The organism is Flavobacterium succinicans LMG 10402 (genome assembly GCF_000611675.1).
Lineage (GTDB): Bacteria > Bacteroidota > Bacteroidia > Flavobacteriales > Flavobacteriaceae > Flavobacterium > Flavobacterium succinicans.
This window is the reverse complement of record NZ_JATV01000016.1, coordinates 1-19,193: the sequence shown is the minus strand read 5'-3', so window position 1 is coordinate 19,193 and position 19,193 is coordinate 1. Positions and strand designations below refer to the sequence as shown.

The window sequence follows — 19,193 nt, the reverse complement described above, 5'->3', positions numbered from 1 at the left end:
CCAAACCATATTCTCGCTAAAACGCTAAGGAGTAGTATTCACAAGGTTTTTTTGCGACTTTGCGAGCAATCAATATAAATAGGACACTATTTTATTTTGATTGCTTAGCATTAGTCTAAGCTATTTTTTTTAAACAAATCGACCACATCTTCTTTTCCAACTTGTAGGTGCCAAACTTGCATGCCTAGTGCTTGAGCAGCGTCGGTGTTTTCTTTCTTATCGTCTACAAACAAAGTTCTTTTCGGCGACAATTCATTTTGTTGTAGCACGTGTAAGTAAATTTCAGCATCTGGTTTTCGCATCCCTACTTCAAAAGAAAAATACACTTTCTCAAAACATTGATAAAAGGCACTGTAGAAGGAACTCCCCGTTTTTTGCTCAAAAGTGTCAATATGAATCGCATCGGTATTGCTCAACAAAAACAGGCGGTATTTTTGTGATAATAATTGTAAAAACTCCAAACGATACAGCGGAAAATCGAGTAAAATAGCATTCCAAGCTGCAAGAATTTCTTCTAGACTGGCGTGGGGTAAATGTTTTTGAAAACCATTCAAAAATGCGTCTCGTGTACAATTTCCTTTTTCAAATGCCATATTGAGCTCGTTCAAATCGTCATGCCAAGCCGTAAGCCCTAATTGTCGCAGTTGGTCTTGCGTGGCTTGCTTGTCTAAATTGATAAATACATCTCCAAAATCAAAAATAATCGCATTAATCATGATTGCTAAGTATTAAAAGTTCGTCGGTGCCGTAGGTTGTTTTTTCAAGGCAATGACCCGTAATTTGTGGGGCTGGTATCCCACTAGTAAAGGTAACGGCTCCTTTAAAAATTCGGGCTTCATCCCACATATTCAAATCAATAAAATGCTGAATGGTAGTGGTGCCTCCTTCAATAATAACGGATTGCAGGCGGTGTTCATACAGTTTTGCTAGGAGTTGGGGTACAATGTTTTGATTGAAATCAATCGCTTCAAAAAGGCAGTTTTCCTTTGAGACACGGTCAGTTGCTGATGTAAAAATCAAAGTAGGGACACTTTGATCCAATACAAAACTATCCGCTGGAATGCGACCTTCTCGGTCAATAATTACTCGAGTAGGATGTTGACCAAACCAATCTCTGGTGTCTAACTTCGGATTGTCGGCAACAACGGTTTGAGTGCCTACCAAAATCGCTTGCTCTTCGCTGCGCCATTTGTGCACCAATTGTCGCGAGTAGGGATTGGTAATCCAAATCGGAGCTCGTTGGTGATAAGGGTTTGGACTTGGAGCGATAAATCCGTCTTGACTTTCGGCCCATTTCAAGATAATGTAAGGGCGTTTTTGGTTGTGAAAGGTAAAAAAACGTTTGTTCAAGGCTTGGCATTCTTTTTCGAGTACGCCCACTAGTACTTCAATCCCCGCGTTTTTCAAACGTTCTATGCCTTTACCCGCCACTTGATAGTTTGGGTCAACCGTGCCTATGACCACTTTTGGGATGCCACTTCTCACGATCAAATCAGCACAAGGCGGTGTTTTTCCAAAATGGCTACAGGGTTCGAGGCTGACATAAATAGTAGCTTCTTTTAATAAAGAGGTATCTTTTACGCTATTGATGGCGTGGACTTCGGCGTGGGGCTCTCCGGCTTTTCGGTGCCAACCTTCGCCGATAATTTGCCCGTTGGCTACAACTACGCTGCCCACCATCGGGTTAGGGTAGGTAGTGCCTAAGCCGTTCTTGGCCAGTTCAATGCAACGTTTTATATATTTTTCAGGACTATTCATCATACAAAAGTACTATTTTTTAGGTGTCAGATTTCGTTTTCCTTGTGCAAGACGTTCGCTTTTATCTGTTTTAACCACAAAGGTCGCAAAGGATTACGCAAGGAGCGCAAAACTTTAAACGTTTATTATGACGTTATTTGTGCAACTTTCTTAGTTTTCATTATACTCAAGCTATAATTTGTGAATTCGTGGCTGCTTTTATATTTTTTGTCCTGAATTTCACTAAGCATGCACAAATTCTTAAACCCTCGTTATTTGTGTAACTTCGTCAATTTTCATTATATTCAAACTACAATTAGTGAATTCGTGGTTGCTTTTATTTTTGATTACATTCAGGCTGCAATTTGTGAATTCGTGGCCGTTATAAAGATTTTGTTACAATTATACATAAACTATTTTTAGCCTAGTTATTTGTGTAATTTTTCTCAATTATATTATATTCAAGCTACAATTAGTGAATTCGTGGCTGCTTTTTTAAAAGCGAATGCCAATTAGTTTTGCTAATTTGTCAATTAACAATGCTATTTTTGTCGCACTAACTTCAGTACTAAACACTATGTCAAATTGGACCATTAGAAAAATTGAAAAAAAAGATAATCCTGCCGTAGCTCAGTTAATACGAGCCGTTTTTGACGAGTTGGAAATTCCAAAAGTAGGCACCGCTTACGAGGATCCTTATTTAGATTTGATGTTCGAAGAATACAGCAAGCCACGGTCGCTGTATTTTGTAGTGGAGCAGGATGGCGAAGTTGTTGGTTGTGCTGGAGTGGCGCCTTTGGCTAACGAAAAAGAAACCATTTGTGAATTGCAAAAAATGTACTTTTTGCCAGCCACGCGCGGGAAAGGAATTGGAAGCGAAATGATGGCTATTTGTTTGCAAACCGCCAAAGACTTTGGTTTTGAGCAATGCTATCTCGAAACGATGCCGTTTATGCATGAAGCCCAAAAGTTGTATAAGAAAACAGGTTTTGAATACCTCTGCAGTGCCATGGGCAATACTGGACACAGCAGTTGTCCGGTTTGGATGCTGAAAGATTTGTAAACACCTAATGTCGATACGAATCGATATTCAGTACTATTGATTATGATAATAAAAGAATATAGAACTCATTTTATTCAGGAACTTTCCTCTATTTATGACGAAGGCGAGGCCGAAAGCTTTTTCTATTTGATTTTGGAAGCCAAACAGCAACTCAAACGAATCGATTTGGCGTTGCGACCTGAATTGACTTTTTCGGAGGTCGAACTCGTGGTTTGGAACACGATTTTAGAAGATTTGAAAAAAGAAATCCCGATTCAGTACCTTTTAGGAAAGACTAGTTTTTATGGTTTGGATTTTGAAGTAAATGAAAACGTGTTGATTCCAAGACCCGAAACCGAAGAGTTGGTGGAATGGATGCTACATGATTGTAGCAAAATGGAAACAACAGCAGAATTTTCCATTCTCGATATCGGGACGGGAAGTGGTTGTATTCCGATTAGTTTGAAACAACATTTGCCTCAGGCCAAAGTTTCGGCTATTGATGTTTCGGAAAAGGCTTTGGAAGTCGCTAAAGGCAATGCAAAGTTGAATGGAGTAGAAGTACATTTTATACTGCAAAACATTTTGGAAACAACCGATTTGTTGGAAAGTTATGATGTGATTGTCTCGAATCCGCCCTATGTTCGGAATTTGGAAAAGCAAGAAATTAAGAACAATGTGTTGGAATATGAACCGCATTTGGCTTTGTTTGTAGCCGATGATGATGCTTTGATTTTTTATCGAAAAATTGGGGAGTTGGCATTAAAAAGTTTGCGTCCGAACGGCAAGTTGTTTTTTGAAATCAATCAGTATTTGGGTAAAGAAACGGTTGATTTGTTAAAAGATTTAGGTTTTCAAAACGTGGAATTACGAAAAGATATTTACGGAAATGACAGGATGATTTTGGCATTGAAATAAGTTTTCAGACGGCAGAAAGCAGACGGCAGACTTTAGAAAGCAGACTTCAGACGGCAGACTTCAGAAAGCGGACAGTTGATTTCAGAAATAAGATTTCAAATTCTATTTTTAACCATAGATCTATCTAATCTCTACCATCCTCTATCTTCTGTCAAAAGTCTGTTTTCTGCTTTTTTAAGTAAACTTATCAGGATTGTTGATCATATAGTTTATTAGTCTTCCTACTTCTAAACTTTTTTGAGTTAAGTCTGTAAATGAAACCTCTGAAATATATTCACAAGCTAAAGCGTATTGTAACCATGATTGTGTTTCAGCATTCTCTGCGTCACTATCGGTTAGTTTTAATATAAAATGCTTTTCGTATCTTATTTTTCTAGAGGCTTCAGCAATATTAGCAGATACACTTCTCGAAGAACGTCTAATTTGATCTGTTAAAGAATATTTTTCTTCGATTGGAAATGTTTTTGTCATTTTAAAAATCATCATAGATAACTCAAATGACTTTTTGTAGGCTAACAATTCTTGAAACTTCATTTTAAATGTTTTAAAGAGATTACTTTTTAAATTTTGATTATTCTAAACTGTTTTTGTTCTGATTTTACTAAAACTGCCTTCTGTTATCTCCATCCTTACATCTCTCCTTTCTGAAGTCTGCTTTCTGAAGTCTGCTTTCTGAAGTCTGCTTTCTGCCTTCTAAAAATCTCTTTTCAATTTTCTACTCATATCGCAACGCCTCAATTGGGTCGAGTTTAGAAGCTTTTACGGCAGGGTAGAGTCCAGAAACAATCGCGACCATAAAACTGGTGGCAAAGGCAGCGAAGATGGCGCCCCACGGAATAACGAAGGCGAAATCCATGGCGCTGGCGATGCCGTAACCGATTAGGATTCCGAATATAATACCGACTAATCCACCAATTTGACCAATGAGCAAGGTTTCGATAAAAAACTGAATCGCCACGGTTGATTTTTTGGCACCCAAGGCTTTTCGAACGCCAATTTCTCTGGTTCTTTCGGTTACCGATACAATCATGATGTTCATTAAAGCAATTGAGGAACCAAAAATCGTGATTACCCCGATGAGCCATGCTGCTAAACCTAAATATTGGGTGATGCCCAAAATACGATTGATCAAATCATCGCTGCGCACTACGCCAAAGTTATTGTCTTTGACAGGGCTTAATTTTCGCACGCGACGCATGACGCTGGTGGCGTTGTCTACGGCTTGGTCTAACAATTCTTTTCGGCCCACCATTACGCTCACGCTGTAGTTGATGTTGGGCGCACTGAAAATGGAACGCGCTACTTGAATAGGTATCAACACGCGTAAATCCTGACTGTTACCAAAAGTAGATCCTTTTTCTTTGAGCACGCCAATGACTCTGAATTTGGCTCCGCGAATAGAAATGATTTTGTCGATCGGGTTGATGTCTTTTAGTAGACCTTTTTCGAAATCCGAGCCAACTACACAAACGAATGCGTTGTTTTTGATGTCGAAACTTGTGAAATTACGACCCGCACTAAATTCTAATCCGGAGTTTACCGCATACATTTCGTCGACCCCTACAATTTTGTTTTCGGGATCGGTTTTGGTGTTCAGGTACTTGACTTCGGCAGCTTGGCTGGCGTTGAACGAAATGGAGGTTTCGGTAAATGGATATTTGTATTTATTTCTAAACGCTACAGCATCGGGGTACGAGATGATCGGATTGATGATTTCGCGCTCGCCACCACCACGGTTTCTGGTCGTGTTTTCGTATTGATTGATGTTGAAGGTATTGGCACCCATCGAGGCAAAATCCGATGAAATTTGATTTTCTAAAGCCGCCACCACGGTCAAAATTCCTACCAAAGCTGTGATTCCAATAGCGATAATCAGTACCGTAAGTATGGTACGCAGCAATTGCGTTTTGATCGAACCCAACGCAATTTTTATGTTTTCTTTGAATAATTTTAGCATCATGTAAGTTTGTCACGAAAATACAATTTTTGTTACAAAGTTTGTTTTTCAAAAACGCTATATTGTAAAATAAAAAACATGGAATGGCAAAGTTGAAAGTCTTCTTCGCTAATTTAATTTGCCTGTTGATGCAGTTAGTTACAAGTCTATGTGATTTTGGTTTTTTATTTCTAAATAGTTGAATTTTATGTATTTGTGTTTTGTAAGGTTTTTGGAATCTCGTAGTTTGTTTCTTGATTTTATGTAGTGACAAAATCAAAAAAAAACTTTTAGAGCTTGCTTTTGTTTAAAGACAATTTATAAATATTCGTTTCTAGCACTTCCGAGTCTTTGTCTTCACAGAGCAAAAAGTCCAAGGTTTTGACCGAATTTTGATAGAGGGTAAGTCCTTCAAATTTTTGGGTATCGCTAATTTTTTGAGTAAATTCTATTTTCATGGTTTCCAGATTTATAGCGCCAATTAAACTCCCCAAAACCTCTCCGTCTTTATAAGTTGATTGTGTATCTTCGGCGGTAGCCAAGAAGTAAATTTTATCGTCAACCAAAACAGCATCAGTAAAACTGCTGCGTACACCATTAATTTTAGGCAACTTATAGTCGTTGCTTATCATATTAAACTCATTGATCAAGTTTTTGCCATAAATTGTAAAAATGACATTCTTGCTCGATTTGCCGTTCCCGCGATTAAAAAGCATCCATTCTTTTCCAGTATAAATCGCTCCTTCTAAATTAAAATCAGCCGGTTTGATTTGGCCAAAACTCTGCATTACGCCATACAAGTCGGTCAAATCGTTGGTTTTGATTTCTTTTTCGGTCGTATTGATTTCTATCATTTTGTTGCGTTTGGCCGTAGAACCTGAACCAAAAACATATAATTTGTCGTCGAAACTCGTCATGGCTTCAAAATCGGGTTTGTCTTTTTTGGCAATATTGACGCTGGCATTTTCAATAATTGCGTGTTGCTGTAAGTCTTTGGCTTCCATATTGTATTCGTACAGATACCCGCTGTTGTCACTAATAACATATAAGGAAGGCGATTTGTAAATAAGACCAGAAGCAGAACCAATACCGATGATTTGAAATAAAAGTTCGAGAGTGAATTTTTCCATTGCATTATAAAATTTGTATCTAAATTCCATTAAAGTGCGGAATCGAGATGAATTAAAAAGCAACTAAAGTAGTGATTTGTCAGCAGAATCTTTTCGTTTAAGGGGACTTTAGAAATTTCTTTTATGTTTTTTTTTGAAACAGTTGTTTGTGTTTGGCTTCTCATTGTTAACTCAATTTAAATTCAATATTTGCTTATTGTTACTTTGTAAATTTTAGATTAAATTATAATTTAAAATCCTACGTATTGATAGCTGTTTCTTAATCCTACAGTGACAATGTGTTTATATTCATAGTCTTATTTTGTGGGTATAAAAAAACTTAAATCAATGAAAAAATTAATCTTACCCTTATTGTGTTTGGTCTCACTTATTTCTTGTGAGAATGATTCTAATGATACCAAAGAGACAACTGCTGTGGTTTTAAAAAATCAATCAGTAACTCCTGTTTTGGTAAAAAAAATGACAGGATTTGAAAATCTAGAGTTGTTCTCTTTGATTTCATCTGATGATGTTATAGCGAATAGTCCAAAATTTGTTTTCGGAGGTTCAGCAGATGGAACAGGTTTATTGAAAAATGCCGATGGAACTTTTACTTTTTTAGTAAATCACGAAGACAATTTTGCGGTTTCAAGAGTTACTCTTGATAAAACATTTAAACCTGTTAAAGGTGAGTATTTGTTAAACTCGGATGGAGGATTTTGGAGATTGTGTAGTGCAACAATGGCTACCCCAGCAGAACATGGTTTTGGCCCTATATTTTTAACTTCTGGTGAGTCTGGAGAAGAATCGCTTACGCATGGTTTGGATCCTTTTGCTAGTGTAGCTGAAGCATCTAAAAACAGAGGTTTAGAGGCGTTAGGGAGATTAAATGCCGAAAATGCAGTGCCATTAAATGCAAAGGCATATCCTGGTAAAACTGTAATTCTTTTGGGTGATGACGATTCAGACACTTACGGCGGTCAAGTTTTTATGTATGTTGCTGATAAAGTGGGCGATTTGCAAAATGGTTCGTTGTACATGATGAAGCGTAATGACGACAATCAAAGAGAAAAAGATATTGCGGTGAACCAAAAATATCCTGTTTCATTTGTGAAAATAGAAAATCATAAAACGTTGACAGGAGCTGCTATCAATGCTTCGGTAAATACACTTAAAGCGCTAAAGTTTGGTCGTGTTGAAGATTTGGATTACAAAAAAGGAAGCGTTGAAGGCACAAGAGAAATTTATTTTAACGTAACAGGGCAAAACAATACGGGAACAAATGCTGATGCCTCTAGAGCCAAATATGGACGTGTGTACAAATTGAATTTAGACGAAAAAGATCCATTAAAAGGGAGCTTAGAAGTTATCTTAGACGGAGACGATCGTAATGGTGTTGCTGGTAAATTTCAAAATCCAGACAATATATGTGTTACTAAAAATTATGTTTACATTCAAGAAGATTCTAATGGTTACGGTGACGAAACACATGATGCCTATATTTATCAATACAATATCGCTACCAAACAATTAAAAGTAGTTTTAGAATTAGACCATCGTCGTACGGCTACCGATGCAACGACTTATAATGTTGGAGGAGCTTCAAAATTTGGAAGCTGGGAATACGGCGCAATGATTGATGTATCTGAGCAATTAGGCATTGATGATACCTTTTTATTATCTGTGCAACCTCATACATGGAGAGGTGATAAATACAAAGGTGTAGACGGAGGAACAAAACGCCCTACTGAAAATCAAGCTAGTCAAATAGTTCTAATTAAAGGATTAGCAAGATAATATCATTTTTAAATTTTTACTTAGCCACGATTGTATGTAAGCAATCGTGGTTTTAGTTTTTTTATGCATCCGTTTTTATGATTGCAGTTTAAAAGCAAAAACAACTCATTTTTTTATGAAAAAATATTTTTTCTTAGTGCTATTATGTTCTTTTTTTTCTTGTGAAAAAAAGGAAAATACTCATGAGCTTATTTCATCTAATTTTACCAATGGCGTTTCCGAATTAATTCACGAAGTAGATCAATTAAAACTTTTGGTAGCTTCAGATGCCAAGCTTTCAACGATTCAGAATCAATTTTTAAAAGCTAGAAATAGCTACAAGAAATTGGAATGGATGAGCGAGTACTATTACCCAACAGTTTCTAAATCAATCAACGGACCAGCAATTCCTGAGTTTGAAGAAAATGATGGCATAACAGTACCTCCAGAGGGTTTGCAAGTGGTAGAAGAATTTTTGTTTCCAAAATATGATGTAGCTACTAAATCAGATTTAGAAATGGAAATAGGTGTATTGAGGTCTAATTTAAATCGATTACAAAAGGTTTCGGAAAAAACCACCTTAGCGGATACTTACATTTTTGATGCGTTGCGACTATCTGTTTTTAGAATGATTACCCTCGGAATTACGGGCTTTGATTCTCCAGTTGCACTGCATTCCATCCCAGAAGCAAAAGTGGTTTTAGAGAGTATTGCTCAAACGGTAGCTCTCTACAAAAATAAAATAGATAAGGAGTCATTTCAAGCGCTTACAACAACGCTTTCTCAAGGGAAAAAATACTTGGGAACGCATACCAATTTCAATGCTTTTGATAGAGCGTATTTTATAAAAAATATAGCTAATCCATTGAGTAAACAGTTATATCAATGTCAAAAAAATGCTTTGATTTCCTTTGCAAAAGAGACCAGAGGCTTAAAAACTACAGCGCAAACCCTTTTTGATAAAGAGGCTTTTGATATAGAAGCTTTTAATGGTTTTCCTGATTATAAAACCACTCCAGAAAAAATTGCCTTAGGAAAAAAGTTATTCAATGACCCTATTTTGTCGGGCAATAATACGCGTTCTTGCGCTTCTTGTCACCATTCTGATATTGCTTTTACAGATGGTTTAGAACAAACGATATCTTTAGATGGCAAAACCAAAGTAAAGCGAAACACGCCCACTTTGATGAACATCGCTTTCCAACGTGCTTTCTTCTATGATTCAAAAGTAAGTTATCTCGAAGATCAAGCGGTGGCTGTCATCACAAACGAAATCGAAATGCACGGTTCTCTTGAAAAATCAGTGAAAGCCTTGCAAAAAGATAAAAAGTATGTAGCCGAATTCAAAAAAGCATTTCCTAAAAATGAGATTAACGAATTCGGAATCAAAAACGCCTTGGCTTCCTACGTTCGTTCTTTGAGTAAGTACAATTCAAAGTTTGACGAATACATGCGAGACGAAGTTCAATTTTCATCAGACGAGAAAGCAGGTTTTAATCTATTTGCAGGTAAAGCTAAATGTGCTACTTGCCATTTTATTCCTTTAACCAACGGGACAGTCCCACCTAATTTTATGAAAACAGAAAGCGAAATTTTAGGAGTACCGAACAGGCATAACTATTTAGATGCCGATTTAGGAAAATATGAATTGACCCAAGCCGAAATTCATAGAAATTCTTTTAAAACACCCACGATCAGAAACATTGAGTTAACGGCGCCTTACATGCATAATGGTGTTTTCAAAACCTTAGAAGAAGTCATTGATTTTTATAACAAAGGTGGTGGTATTGGCCTTGGATTTAAAGTACCCAATCAAACCCTTCCTGAAGATCCGTTACTTCTATCAGAAAAAGAGAAAAAACAATTGATTGCTTTTATGAAGACACTAACAGATACAAAAAGTTAGCGACTAAATTGGAAAAAGGGTGTTAAGAGCTTTAGCTTTTTTATAACCCTTTTTTTTAACAAAAATCATCAGGTTCTGATTACCTTTGCCGACTTAAAAATTAGATGCATGAACCTGTCACAATACACCAAAGAATTTTCAGCCAATATTCGATTAGCATACCCAGTCATTTTGGGAATGTTAGGACATACAATGATTGGAGTAGTGGATAATTATATGGTAGGATCTTTAGGATCAACTGAATTGGCGGCGGTTTCATTAGGAAATAGTTTTGTTTTTCTGGCACTTTCATTGGGTATCGGGTTTTCTACAGCCATTACACCTTTGGTAGCCGAGGCACATGCAGAGAGAAATACAGAAAAAATTAGAGCTACGTTTCATCATGGATTATTTTTGTGTACCATTCTAGGATTGGTATTGTTTGTATTGACCATTTTATCGAAACATTTGATGTACTTGATGGATCAACCCGCAGCAGTAGTAGCTTTAGCAGGACCTTATATTGATTGGATTGCTTTTTCTTTGCTGCCATTAGTGGTTTATCAGGGATATAAACAATTTTCCGACGGATTATCTCAAACGAAATATGCGATGTATGCTATTTTTTTAGCAGTGGTTTTAAATATTTTCTTCAATTATTTATTGATCCATGGTATTTGGATTTTTCCAAAATTAGGGATTATTGGGGCTGCCTTAGGAACGGTCATTTCCAGAGTGATTATGGTTATATTTATGCATTATATCATGAAACACAATGCAATTATGCAAGAGTTTTTTACAGGATTTAGTTTTAGTTCCATAAAAAAAATGATTTTGCAAAAAATAATCAACCTTGGTGTGCCTTCTTCCATGCAAATGATGTTTGAAGTCACTTTATTTACAGCCGCGATTTGGCTTTCGGGAACTCTTGGAAAAAACAATCAGGCGGCGAATCAAATTGCATTGACCTTGGCTTCGTCCACGTTTATGGTAGCCATGGGACTTAATGTTACGGCTATGATCCGAGTAGGAAATGCCAAAGGTATGGCAGATTTTAAGGGATTAATTGTTGTGGCACGTTCCATTTTTATACTGACCATCCTTTTAGAAACCGTTTTTGCATTTCTTTTTATCGTGTTTCATCAATATTTACCTTATTTGTTCTTGAATACCGACGATGTAACTCAGGTAATCGATAATCAAGAAATTGTAATGATTACCGCCAAATTGCTTATTGTAGCTGCTTTTTTTCAAATTTCAGATGGTGTTCAGGTGGTTGTTTTGGGAGCTTTAAGAGGGCTTCAAGATGTTAAAATCCCCATGTATATAACTTTTGTAGCCTATTGGGTGGTAGGGTTTCCAATTTCTATTTATTTAGGAAAATATACAGAGCTTGGAGCTGTTGGTATCTGGATTGGTTTATTAGCAGGACTAACTGCCGCTGCGGTTTTTTTATACATCCGATTTGCACGATTAACCAAGAAATTAGTAGTGTTGGAAATGTTGAAATAAAATTTTTCTTACAAATGTAACTTCTTTTTTATTCCGTCGTATAATAAGCATATCAACTAAAACCAAAAAAAATGATAGTATTTATTATTCTCGGAATAATTTTGTTAGTCGTTAGTTTCTATTTAACCAACAGTGCTAATCCTTTATCTAAATTTTCTAATCTTTTAAAGATTCTAGGTGTTTTATTATTGATAATCGGAGTTTCTTCTTCGATGTTCAAGCAAATCGACGCGGGTAAAGTAGGCGTAAAATCGCTTTATGGTAGCGTACAACCCGATGTTTTAGAAAGTGGCCTTCACGTAGTAAATCCGCTTTTGGATATTACTGTTTTTGATGTGCAAACACAAAACTATACCATGTCAGCCGTTCATAATGAAGGGGCTCAAGAAGGTGATGACGCCATCAGAGTATTGTCTAATGACGGATTGGAAGTAGTCATAGACTTAACCGTGTTGTATCGTGTAATCCCAAATGAAGCTCCAAAAATTCTAAAAGGAATTGGAGAAAGCTATACCGATAAAATTGTACGTCCAGTAACGAGAACCCGTATTCGCGACAATGCTGTTTATTATGATGCGGTGGCTTTGTATTCAACCAAAAGGAATGAATTTCAGCAACGCATTTTCCAAAGTATTGAGGCCGATTTCAAAGCTAGAGGATTGGTGTTAGAGCAATTGCTGATTCGAAATATCAATTTGCCAGAATCCGTAAAGAAAACCATCGAAAGTAAAATTAATGCCGAACAAGATGCTCAAAAGATGACCTTTGTTTTGCAAAAAGAAAAGCAAGAAGCGGAACGTAAAAGGGTAGAAGCACAGGGTATCGCAGATTATCAACGTATCATTTCTTTAGGGCTAACCGACAAACAATTGCAATACGAACAAATTAAAGCTCAGAAAGAAATCGCAACTTCTCCCAATACTAAAATTATTTTTATGGGAAAAGGTAGTGCACCCGTGATTCTTTCAGATAAATAGTTTTTTGAGGTTAATCGGTTATTTGATAAGGTATTTGCTTTAAAAAAAGGTTAGCCACGAATAGCACAAAATGGACTAATTTTATAGATCTTAAGAATTCGTGACTTGAAAAGGCAGAGTAAATAAAAAGCTGTAATGCATTAGTGTTTATTGGTGTAATTTGTGGAGGAAATTTTAAAAACGAATGTCTTCCCTTCCTAATTTGATTAATCGGTCAACTTTTAAGGACTGAATGCTTAAATTTGTAAAAAATTATACGCTTTGCATAGTTTCGAAGTAAAATAGAGTCAATAGACAACAAATAATAAACAACAAACAAAAATGGAATTACCAAAATTTTTACTAGGCGACAATACTGATTTTCCAGACGATATCTTTATCATTCATATGGATTATCCTCGATTTATCATTAATCTTAAAGATGATGAGGTAGAGTTTTTAGAAGAACCCGAAGATCTAGACGAAGCCGAATTGAACGCCGAAATGGAAGGCTTAATCGAACAAGCGAATGCGTTTTATGACCGCGAAATAGCTCGATTCGAAGAAGAATAAGTTGGATTTAATCACATAATAAAAAGGGTAGTGTAAGATTTTCATACACTACCCTCTTTTTATGTTACCCATTCTATTTCTGGATAGAATATTTACTCTTTTTGTATAAATACGAAGCCGTAATCACGTGACTCAAAGCATCCTTTGCTATTTCTTTGTTCAGAGGTACTGGCGTAAAAATAGTATCTTTTGAAACTTTAAATTGCAATGGCTCTTTGTTGGGTTGCATAATAACCACTTGGTCTTCCACTCGGAAGGCATTCACATCGTGAAACTGCATAATCGCTCTTCCTTGGGTTGTAGCTGGTAAACGGAACAGATTTCGACCCGGCATTGGCGTGATAACATTCATTCCAATTTTACTCAATGTGGTAGGTTGGATGTCAATTTGGCTACACAATTTTTCATATTTGGTATTTTTTGGAATGTTGGGACCAATCAACAATGCTGGTATATGAAATTTATGAATAGGTACTAAATGTTTTCCGTAAGTTCTAGTGTTGTGGTCAGCAATGACCAAGAAAATGGTGTTTTTGTAATAGGCCTCTTTTTTGGCTAATGCAAAAAACTTCCCAATAGCATAATCGGCATATTTCATTGCATTATGCACGGTGTTTTTGGGCTTTTCGTACAACTGAATTCTGCCATCAGGGAACTCAAATGGTTCGTGATTCGAAGAGGAGAAAACCAGCGACACAAAAGGTTTGTCTTTTAGTGTTTTGAAATACGCATTGGCTTTCACCATTACATCTTCGTCGGACCAACCCCAAGTACCGTGAAAAGCACTTGTTTTAGGGTCATATTGTGGTTCGTCAATGATGGTGCTAAAGCCGTTTCCGTTAAAAAAAGCGCCCATATTATCAAAGTTGGCCATTCCTCCATAAATAAAACTGGTGTCATATCCTTTTGCTTTCAATAAACTAGCAATGGTATAAAAGTCTTTTTGAGAGTTATTCAGTTTGACCACACTTTCTGATGGCGAAGGCAGAAAACCAGTGACAACGGCTTCAATCCCGCGAACACTTCTAGTACCTGTCGAGTACATATTGGTAAACAGTGTTCCTTCTTTCGTCAATTTATCAAATTCTGGTGTTAGTGGTAATCCGCCCAAACTTCCCACATATTCGGCGCCTAAGCTTTCTTCCAAAATGATGACAATATTGTAAGGCTTTTTTAGAATGGTATCCGATTCGCTTTTATGAAGTAATGGAAAATTGGCATCAACAAAATCTTCTGGTTTTGCATCCATATATTTTTTTACGCGAGGAATGGCTTCTTCGGGTTTCATTTTTCCGTACATCTTATCGGAGTTTCCTTCATTCTTTAAAGAATAAACAGCAAAACCAAGCGTGTAAAAGGAGTTCAATCCCAAACAATTCGTTAACTGGTCAGTAGAAAAAATAGCGTTACTAGCATTAATCGGTCTTTTGGAAGTCAAACTTGAACGCGCACCAAAAAACAACAAAAAAGCGACTAAAGGAAATAGGAGTAATTTGGTTTTGTAAGACGCTTTTCCAACTCCAAAAAGCTGTTTTCTAAACCGAATTAATGCATAAATAAAGGCCGACAAGAAAACGATAGTAGCCAAAATCGAAGGCAAATAGCCTTTGTACAACATCCCAATCACTTCTTTTGGGTAAATCAAATACTCAATGAAAAGTTGGTTAGGTCGTGTGTCGTATTGCGCAATAAAATTGGGAGTAGCCAATTCAAAGAACAGTAATAAACTCAGAAAAAAGATAAAGTAAACCGTAAAAAAAGATTGAATTTTGAGCACCCATTTTTCTGGAAAGACACTAATCAATACGGCTGGAAGCAACGAAACATAGCACAATAATATCAAATCCATTCGGAGACCGATGGGGAAAAGATATCCGTAGTTTTCGGTGGCAACCACACGTTCTTTGAATAGAAAAAATAAAACGATTCGGCTTAGGGTAGTGATGCATAAACCAAGTAACAAAAAGTTTACAATTGGTCGTAAGTGGGCTGTTTTTTTCAAGAGAAATTAAAATTTAGTAGCGCAAAAATACTATTTAGTGAAAGATTTTTAATGATTTTGTTCGGATAAACAGAAAGGAAAAAGTTATTTTTTAAAGTAAGCATCCAAAATTTGTTGTGCAGCAGCAAATGGAGAAAGGGCATTATTGGCCACAGCTTCTTTATTTTTTTCTAATAGCGGAACAATTTCTGGATGATTATAAAAATGGTTTTTCAAATACTCATTGATGGTTTCGAGCATCCAATATTGGTTTTGTGCAGCTCTTTTTTCAAAAAAATACTGATTGCTTTGAGTGGTTTCTATGTAGGTTAAAATAGTTTCCCAGATGGCTGAAATGCCTTCTTTTGTTAGGGCACTACACGTTGAACTAGTAGGTGTCCAACCCGATTTTTTGGCTGGAAAAAGATGCAAAGCACGGTTGAATTCCACCTTTGCTAAATTTGATTTTCGGATATTGTCGCCATCCGCTTTGTTGATGACTATCGCATCGGCCATTTCCATAATGCCGCGTTTGATGCCTTGTAATTCATCGCCGGCTCCGGCAATTTTTAGCAATAAAAAAAAGTCGACCATACTGTGCACCGCGGTTTCGCTTTGGCCAACACCTACCGTTTCAATGATAATGGTGTCAAAGCCAAAAGCTTCGCACAAGGTGATGGTTTCTCTGGTTTTTCGAGCCACACCACCCAAAGTTTCCCCAGATGCTGAAGGTCGAATAAATGCATTTTTATCTTTCACCAATTCCTCCATTCGGGTTTTGTCGCCCAAGATACTTCCGTGCGAAATGGTGCTACTAGGGTCGACAGCGAGAACAGCTACTTTTCGACCTAAACTCGTTAAGTGTTTTCCAAAAGCTTCTATAAAAGTACTTTTGCCAACACCGGGAACTCCTGTAATACCTATTCTAACGGATTCTTTTACGTGCAACAAACACGAATTGATGACTTCGTTGGCTTGACTCAAATGCTTAGGATTGGTGCTTTCCACAAGTGTAATCGCGCGGCTCAAAGCGGTAATATTACCAGCCAAAATCCCTTCAACTAATTCCGTAGGAGTTGGTGTTTTTTTTCGAAACGATTGAATGGTGTTAGCCGCTACAGCACTAACACTTTCGGGTGAAGCAATACCCGGAATTTCGTGAAGCGCTGATCTTTTTGGATTTGTATGGGTCAAGATAAAATTGTTTTGAGAGTAAAATTAAATAAAACTTGCGGGTTTGCGTGACTATTAAAATAATTTTAATCGTATTTTTGAAATCATCTCTTACATTTTTATTGAATAATAAGCCCTATGATTAATTTTATCGTTATAGTTGTTTTTTTAGTGCTCGGACTGATGCTTCAACGCGTTTCAGCCATTCCAAAAAATACCCCTAAAATCCTCAATTGGATTGTAATTCAAATTTGTCTTCCCGCTTTGGCCTTGTATCACATTCCAAAAATTCAGTGGAATGCACAATTGTTGTATCCTATTCTAGTGGCTTGGATTATTTTTCTATTGTCGTGGCTCTTTTTTGGCATCCTTGGAAAACAACTGGGATGGTCAAGAAAGTTAATCGGTTGTATGATTATTTGTAGCGGCATGAGCAATACCTCTTTTCTAGGTTTCCCCATCATTACCGCACTCTATGGCGAGAGCGGAATGAAAACCGCCATCTTAGTCGATCAACCCGGATCTTTTGTGGTGTTGTCTACCCTTGCAGTTTTGGTCGCTACTTTGTATTCAAAAGGCAATACTAGCGGATTTCAAATTCTAAAAAAAATAGCTTTTTTTCCGCCCTTCATCACCTTTGTCTTGGCCTGTTTTCTTAATGTGTATCAGTTTCAAATGCCGTCTTTTATAGAACAAGGACTCAAAATTTTGGGCGCAGGCGTTACACCCTTGGCGTTGCTTTCAGTAGGATTGCAACTGCAGTTTGATCGCAAAAGCAAACACTGGAATTTTTTAGGATTGGGACTATTTTTCAAACTACTATTGGCACCCGCTTTTGTTTTTTTGCTGTACATCATAATTTTACAACAGCATTCAGAGGTTATCGAAGTGGCGTTGCTTGAAAGTGCCATGGCGCCCATGATTACGGCAAGTATTTTGGCCACAAGTTATGGTTTGAAACCCAAACTATGCAGCATGATGATAGGTTTTGGAATACCAATTTCCTTTATCACCCTAGGTTTTTGGTATTTTATGCTACAATGGATATAAGAATTCAGGAGCTATTCCCGCTTTACATTACAAGTCCTCACCCCCAAAGCCATGGTACTACGCCCCAAAAGGAGCTTCCGTTGGTCGCTCTTTTGAGGCAAGTACCATTGGCTTTGGGCGCTCCGGGCTTTCCATTTCAATCGGGGCTAGGGCAGTAGGAAACCCAAAACGTTTGGTTGGAAGTATAACCCGAAAAGAAATAGTTTTTATCGGTTTTTGTAAGTAAATTTTGTTATATTTGAAAAAATCATAGGAACATTTTTTTACTGAGTTACCCCTATTATTGGGGAGTAGCTAAAAAAAATGTTTGCGCTTATATACAAGTTATAGGGCAGTTGAGCCGAAATTACGCAGGCAAATCCAATTTGAAAATAAACAGTTGTTTCCGCCGCACGTTTACAAAGCAGAAGCGTGAAAATTGGAAACGTGAAAATTGAAAACGCCATCAAACGTTGAAAATAGGATTCTAACGACAAGCAGACGAAAAACGGAAGTGTGAAAACAGAAGTGTGAAAATTGGACTTTGCTAACAGAAGCGTGAAAAGCTGAAGTGTGAAAAATGAAACTTACCAAGAGAAACTTTAAAAGCAAACTCTAAAGAAAGTGAACAGGCAAAGAAAACCTAAAACTGGGACTCTCCTACTCTAACGTGAAAAATGAAAAAGTGTGAAAGCTGGAATTGGCTAACAGAAGCGTGAACAATTTGCGGTTTAATAGCAATTTCGACTAAACAACCGCCCTATAACACACGCTACAAGCAAGCTGGGATTAAAGATGCGTAATCTTTCGGTTAAAAACAAATGTATCAAACACAAACTATCTTCAAATTAAGCCAATTGCCCAGCTTGCTTGTAGCGTGTGTTATAGGGCGTTTTTCTTTTTGTCGTCATTGATTTTCTTTGTCATAAGTGTAAGAGCTCCCATTACTGCTCCAACAGAAACAATTGAATTTATTCCCGTCCAATATGCAATTAATCCAGCTGGTAGTCCGCCAATTAGTCCACCAAGTGCAGCCCAACCTATATATTCAAAATTTTTTCTTTTAGTTGTTTTTAAATTCTTTGAGTTCTCGGCAAGAAAGTCAAACTTTGAGTCAAGTAAATATTTCTTATAATTGCCAATGAATGTTTCCCAAAGCAATTCGTCTTTGTTTGTTGGAATTTGACCTGTCGCATTTATATTAAAGTTTGCCTTAACGTGTTGTCCGCTAATTTCAATGTCGATTGTGGATTTCCAATTCAGCGGATTAAATGTCCACATATTTGAAGCGATTGAGCCACGTTCAAATATTATTTTTCTGTCAGTTGTGTTGTTGTCTACGTGCTTAAAGCCTGATTTTTTGAAATATTCAATTGTCATTTTTTTCAGGTCAGTCGGTTCTGAAACTTTAAATTCTATTGTCTTTTTTATTCCTGTCATTTTGTTTGTACGGTCGTCTTTTAAAATGCCCTATAACGTTCCCGCGCTACACGCAGGCTGGGATTAAAGATGCGTAATCTTTCGGTTAAAAACAAATGTATCAAACACAAACTATTTTCAAATTAA

Annotated in this window: 16 protein-coding genes; 8 read left to right on the top strand and 8 right to left on the bottom strand. The window is 36.9% G+C overall.

Annotated elements, in window-relative coordinates; translation table 11 throughout:
* Positions 1 to 110: 110 nt before the first annotated feature.
* Positions 111 to 716 (bottom strand): HAD family hydrolase, encoded by a 606-nt coding sequence (locus AO58_RS0114230; protein ID WP_024982342.1) that lies wholly within the window; start codon positions 714 to 716, stop codon positions 111 to 113.
* Entirely contained in the window at positions 709 to 1,758 is a 1,050-nt protein-coding gene (gene ribD / locus AO58_RS0114225) for a bifunctional diaminohydroxyphosphoribosylaminopyrimidine deaminase/5-amino-6-(5-phosphoribosylamino)uracil reductase RibD (RefSeq protein WP_024982341.1), read from the bottom strand. The genes AO58_RS0114230 and ribD overlap by 8 nt, the downstream gene beginning before the upstream one ends.
* 556 nt (positions 1,759 to 2,314) lie before the next feature.
* On the opposite strand from ribD, the gene AO58_RS0114220 reads away from it, so the two are divergent.
* Entirely contained in the window at positions 2,315 to 2,800 is a 486-nt protein-coding gene (locus tag AO58_RS0114220) for a GNAT family N-acetyltransferase (protein ID WP_024982340.1), read from the top strand.
* 42 nt (positions 2,801 to 2,842) lie between these two features.
* The gene (prmC, locus tag AO58_RS0114215) at positions 2,843 to 3,697 is read left to right on the top strand and encodes a peptide chain release factor N(5)-glutamine methyltransferase (RefSeq protein WP_024982339.1); all 855 of its coding nucleotides are present in this window, start codon (positions 2,843 to 2,845) and stop codon (positions 3,695 to 3,697) included.
* Positions 3,698 to 3,871: 174 nt separating this feature from the next.
* Here the strand turns inward: prmC and AO58_RS17325 are convergent, their stop codons facing one another.
* From AO58_RS17325 to AO58_RS0114200, 3 genes are all read right to left on the bottom strand, one after another.
* Positions 3,872 to 4,231 (bottom strand): four helix bundle protein, encoded by a 360-nt coding sequence (locus AO58_RS17325; protein ID WP_035717869.1) that lies wholly within the window; start codon positions 4,229 to 4,231, stop codon positions 3,872 to 3,874.
* Positions 4,232 to 4,412: 181 nt separating this feature from the next.
* Positions 4,413 to 5,657, bottom strand: coding sequence for an ABC transporter permease (locus AO58_RS0114205; RefSeq protein ID WP_035717867.1), 1,245 nt, complete (start codon positions 5,655 to 5,657; stop codon positions 4,413 to 4,415).
* A gap of 266 nt (positions 5,658 to 5,923) precedes the next feature.
* On the bottom strand, positions 5,924 to 6,763 hold the full coding sequence (locus tag AO58_RS0114200) for a DUF6929 family protein (protein ID WP_024982337.1): 840 nt from the start codon (positions 6,761 to 6,763) through the stop codon (positions 5,924 to 5,926).
* Positions 6,764 to 7,090: 327 nt separating this feature from the next.
* Here AO58_RS0114200 and AO58_RS0114195 point away from each other — a divergent pair, with 327 nt between their 5' ends.
* The 5 genes from AO58_RS0114195 (at position 7,091) to AO58_RS0114175 (ending at position 13,444) form a co-directional block, all read left to right on the top strand.
* Positions 7,091 to 8,539 (top strand): PhoX family protein, encoded by a 1,449-nt coding sequence (locus tag AO58_RS0114195; RefSeq protein WP_024982336.1) that lies wholly within the window; start codon positions 7,091 to 7,093, stop codon positions 8,537 to 8,539.
* Positions 8,540 to 8,654: 115 nt separating this feature from the next.
* Positions 8,655 to 10,424, top strand: coding sequence for a cytochrome-c peroxidase (locus tag AO58_RS0114190; RefSeq protein ID WP_024982335.1), 1,770 nt, complete (start codon positions 8,655 to 8,657; stop codon positions 10,422 to 10,424).
* Between the two features lie 78 nt (positions 10,425 to 10,502).
* Positions 10,503 to 11,915: an MATE family efflux transporter gene (locus AO58_RS0114185; protein ID WP_370696026.1), complete on the top strand. Its 1,413-nt coding sequence runs from the start codon at positions 10,503 to 10,505 to the stop codon at positions 11,913 to 11,915.
* Positions 11,916 to 11,986: 71 nt separating this feature from the next.
* Positions 11,987 to 12,892: a prohibitin family protein gene (locus AO58_RS0114180; RefSeq protein WP_139225566.1), complete on the top strand. Its 906-nt coding sequence runs from the start codon at positions 11,987 to 11,989 to the stop codon at positions 12,890 to 12,892.
* A 321-nt stretch (positions 12,893 to 13,213) separates the two neighbouring features.
* Positions 13,214 to 13,444 carry a DUF8828 family protein gene (locus AO58_RS0114175; RefSeq protein ID WP_024982332.1) on the top strand — a complete coding sequence of 77 codons (231 nt, stop codon included), beginning with the start codon at positions 13,214 to 13,216 and terminating at the stop codon, positions 13,442 to 13,444.
* Between the two features lie 73 nt (positions 13,445 to 13,517).
* Here AO58_RS0114175 and AO58_RS0114170 read toward each other — a convergent pair whose 3' ends face one another.
* Positions 13,518 to 15,446, bottom strand: a complete 1,929-nt coding sequence (locus tag AO58_RS0114170; protein ID WP_024982331.1) for an LTA synthase family protein — start codon at positions 15,444 to 15,446, stop codon at positions 13,518 to 13,520.
* An 84-nt stretch (positions 15,447 to 15,530) separates the two neighbouring features.
* On the bottom strand, positions 15,531 to 16,619 hold the full coding sequence (gene meaB / locus AO58_RS0114160; protein WP_024982330.1) for a methylmalonyl Co-A mutase-associated GTPase MeaB: 1,089 nt from the start codon (positions 16,617 to 16,619) through the stop codon (positions 15,531 to 15,533).
* A 117-nt stretch (positions 16,620 to 16,736) separates the two neighbouring features.
* Between meaB and AO58_RS0114155 the strand changes: the two genes are divergently transcribed.
* Positions 16,737 to 17,648: an AEC family transporter gene (locus tag AO58_RS0114155; protein ID WP_024982329.1), complete on the top strand. Its 912-nt coding sequence runs from the start codon at positions 16,737 to 16,739 to the stop codon at positions 17,646 to 17,648.
* A gap of 861 nt (positions 17,649 to 18,509) precedes the next feature.
* Here AO58_RS0114155 and AO58_RS0114145 read toward each other — a convergent pair.
* On the bottom strand, positions 18,510 to 19,067 hold the full coding sequence (locus AO58_RS0114145; protein WP_024982328.1) for a hypothetical protein: 558 nt from the start codon (positions 19,065 to 19,067) through the stop codon (positions 18,510 to 18,512).
* Between the last annotated feature and the right edge of the window lie 126 nt (positions 19,068 to 19,193).